This window comes from Novosphingobium sp. 11B, assembly GCF_054589055.1.
Map to the genome: position 1 here is coordinate 1 of NZ_BAAILP010000255.1, position 3407 is coordinate 3407.

Below are 3407 nucleotides of genomic sequence, written 5' to 3' on the forward strand. Positions count from 1 at the left end.
TGTATTCCATCGGAAAGTCCCATGTGGCCGTCGTTAGGGTTCGCATCGTTATCGGCCGAAGGCTATCCGGGATGGCCGTCCCATGCCCAACGACGTGTCGAAGGATCGTATGGACGGCGTTTTCGGTAGCGCAGAGACAGTCCGGGTCTTCGAACGGACGCGTGGTTTGCGCGATCGCGGCTGAAACCGCATCCCGGCCCACGACGCCGACCCGATACACCTCTCCAGCGTGATCATCGCCGGATCGGATGCTGGGTCATATAACCTATTTGGCTATAAATGTCAACCTGCCTCATCCGATCATCGCCTCCACTTCCTCGCGGATGATCTTGCCGCTGGCGCTGCGGGGGAAGGCTTCCATCGCGATGAAGCGTACCGCCTTGGGCTGCTTGTATCCGGCCAGCGCATCGCGGCACATCTGCATCACCACCTGCTCGTCAAGCGAGGGATCGTTGCGCGCGATCACCGCCACCGGCACTTCGCCCCATTGCGGGTCCGGGCGGCGCACGACGATGGCATCGTTGACCCGCGCATCGGCGAACAGCACGCGCTCGATCTCGGCCGGGTAGATGTTCTCGCCGCCCGACTTGATCAGGTACTTCGAGCGGCCGACGAAGTCGTAGCCCGAAGGCGTCCGGCGGAACAGGTCGCCCATGTGGAACCAGCCTCCGGCGAAGCACTCGGCATTGGTGGCCTCGGCATTCCAGTAGCCGCTGAACAGCGTCGGCCCGCGCACGCAAGCCTCGCCGGTCGCGCCGTCGGGCACCTCGTTGCCGTCCGCACCCAGCAGGCGCAAGTCGCACAGCAGGCTCAGCCGCTTGGGGAAAGCCGAAGGCATCGTGCCGACCGGGATCAGATCGGCCGAAAGCGGCGGCATTCCCGTCTCGGTCGCACCGAAGGAGTTGAGGTAAGGCGCGCCCAGCGCCCGGGTGATCGCCGCGATCGTGGCGGAGGGGACGAGATCCGCCATGCAGCCCGCCGCCTTGACCCCGCGCACCCTGGCATCCCGCGCCTCGAGCCGTTCGAGCAGCGGCTCGATCGTCGCGGGCACCAGCATCAGCCAGCCTATGGGAAATTCCTCAAGCGCATCAACCAGCGCATCGGCGTCGAAACCGTCGACGATGATCCCGGTGCCGCCGCACATCAGCGTCGCCAGCAGGTGCTCGGTCCCGCCCATGTGGAACATCGGCGCCCACGAGACGTAGGCGTCGGTCATCGCCATGCCCATGTCGAGCCGCATGGCGCACATCCGCGCGACTTCGGCGCGGTGGCTGATCACGGCAGCCTTGGGCAGCCCCGTCGTGCCGCTGGTGTAGATGATGAGCAGGCCGTCTTCCGGTTCGGCCACGCTGGCGGTCTCTCCCGCCGCGCCGAGACGATCGATGGCGGCGAAGGGACGACCGTTCGTCACTGTCTCCCCCAGGGCCAGATGGCGGGGCGAGGCGACCAGCAGGGACGGGTCCACCAGTTCGACGCAGTGGCGCATCTCGGCATCGGAGAGCCGCCAGTTGAGGCAGGCCGCGATCAGCCCCAGCTTCGCGCAGGCAAGCTGGACGGCGGTGTACTCGAAGCGGTTTTCCGACAGGATCGCCACGCGCTGCCCGCGCACGAGCCCGCGCGCGGCAAAATCGGCGGCCACCGCATCGACGCAGGCAAGCACCTCGGCATAGCCGAGGCGCATCCCGCCCTGCACGATCGCCAGCGCCTGGGGGGTCGCCCGCGCGCGCATGGCGACAAGGTCATAGACGCTGGCTGCGAAAGCCTTCTCCATCATCGCTGTCTCTCCCGTCCGTTTCTATTCTTGCCCTGAGCACGACGTTGTCCGGTGCGACCACGAGTTCCGCGTCGCAGGTGTCCTGGTCCCAGGTCCCGCGCGCCAGCACGCCGTCGCCCGCCAGCACGTTGCCCAGCAGCGCCGCCTCGATCGAGCATATGTCCCGGTCGGGCCGCGCTTCCATCACCATGTTGAGCAGATAGGCGAGGTTCGTCGGCCCCGGATTGACCGTGCGCGGGCCGAAGCCCAGCGCCTCGGCCGCGGCGGGGTCGACGTGGATCGCATTGTCGTCGCCCAGCGCCTCGCACCACAGCGCCATCGCCTCGGCGGGCACGGCGCCAAGTTCCCACGCGCTCATGCGGGTGCCTGCACGGCCGGTCCGGGCGCGGGCATGATCGTGGTGAGGCTGACCCGCGCGTGCGGCCGCCCAGCGGCGCTGACCGTCATGCCCAGGGTCAGGTGGTCGGCCGCGCCGAACCTGCGGCTTGCCTTGCGCTCCAGCGAGACGACGCGGGCGGCCACGTCGTACCCGGTATCGACCGTCAGCGGCGCGTCGTAGTCGATCCGGCAGCGACCCAGCACCGCCCCCTCGTCGAACGCGAGGCCGAGCGCACGGCACACGTCGCCCACCCGCGCACCCATGCCGCCCAGCGCCGCGACGAAGGCGAAGACGGGGTGCGCCTCCTTGGCCCGGCGCTGCGGCGCTGCGCAGGAGCGCCGGATCGCATCGTCGAGCCCGGCAGACAGCAGGAAGCGCCCCGGCGGTATCGCGAAATGGTCCATGCCTCTCCCGGAATGGCTGCTTGGTAAGTCCGCGCCCACGTGTTGCATGTCGCGCGATTGGGCGTAAAGCTGACCTCGGGCTTCGCCGGAGTCAACCGCAATCGAGGCCAGTAATGAGGATGGTTCAATTATTATGGCGAACCCGGTGAAGACCACGGAGGCCGAACCCCTCGCTTGGCGGCGTCGCAAGGACTATCGCCCGCAGGAAATCCTCGCCGCCGCGCGCCGGCTGATCGAGGAGGAAGGCACCACAGCCACCTCGATGGCGCGGATCGCCAAGCTGGCGGGCGTGTCCGAGGCTACAGTCTACAAATACTACGACAGCAAGCAGGAACTGGTGAACCAGGTGCTGGTCGACTGGGCGACGCCTTTCGTCGAGCGCCTGATCGCAGAGCTGCGGCACATCACCGACCTGCGTTCGCAGCTGACGCTGATCGCCGCGCGCTTCATGCGCTCGATCGAGGAGACGCCGCGCTTCCACCGCGTGTTCTACCAGGAACTGCGCTGGGCGGACTATCGCGGGTCGGCGCTGCACAAGCTCAACCACGTCTTCGCGCATAGCGTGGTCGAGGCGGTGCAGCAGGCGCAGCACGAGGGCAAAGTCCGCGCCGACGTCGATCCGGTGATGATCCGCGACATGATGTTCGGCGGGCTGGAGCACGTCGCCATGCGCACCAGCTTCATCGGCCGCCCGCTCGACATCGACGCGGAGGCGAAGCGGTATGTCGACGTGCTGCTCTGCGGCGTGCTGTCCGAGCCGGGCGAACCGCGCGGACCGTCGGAAACGGAGCGGCTGTCGGCGCTGATCGACCGGATGGAAGCGGCGCTGAAAGACCCGTCGTGCCGGCCC

General features: G+C 67.8%; 4 protein-coding genes. 1 reads left to right on the forward strand and 3 read right to left on the reverse strand.

The window, feature by feature from the left end:
• Positions 1-292 precede the first annotated feature (292 nt).
• Genes ACYPYD_RS22735 through ACYPYD_RS22745 form a run of 3 tightly spaced genes read right to left on the reverse strand, consistent with a single transcriptional unit; the run spans position 293 to position 2557 of the window.
• A complete protein-coding gene (locus ACYPYD_RS22735) occupies positions 293-1774 on the reverse strand; it encodes a class I adenylate-forming enzyme family protein (RefSeq protein ID WP_036526563.1) in 1482 nt (493 codons plus the stop codon).
• Positions 1740-2132 (reverse strand): hypothetical protein, encoded by a 393-nt coding sequence (locus tag ACYPYD_RS22740; RefSeq protein ID WP_459665684.1) that lies wholly within the window; start codon positions 2130-2132, stop codon positions 1740-1742. The genes ACYPYD_RS22735 and ACYPYD_RS22740 overlap by 35 nt, the downstream gene beginning before the upstream one ends.
• On the reverse strand, positions 2129-2557 hold the full coding sequence (locus ACYPYD_RS22745) for a hypothetical protein (RefSeq protein ID WP_008829114.1): 429 nt from the start codon (positions 2555-2557) through the stop codon (positions 2129-2131). Before ACYPYD_RS22745 ends, ACYPYD_RS22740 begins: the two co-directional genes overlap by 4 nt.
• A gap of 145 nt (positions 2558-2702) precedes the next feature.
• Between ACYPYD_RS22745 and ACYPYD_RS22750 the strand changes: the two genes are divergently transcribed.
• Positions 2703-3407: TetR/AcrR family transcriptional regulator (locus tag ACYPYD_RS22750; RefSeq protein ID WP_459665686.1), on the forward strand; the 705-nt coding region annotated here is incomplete at its 3' end.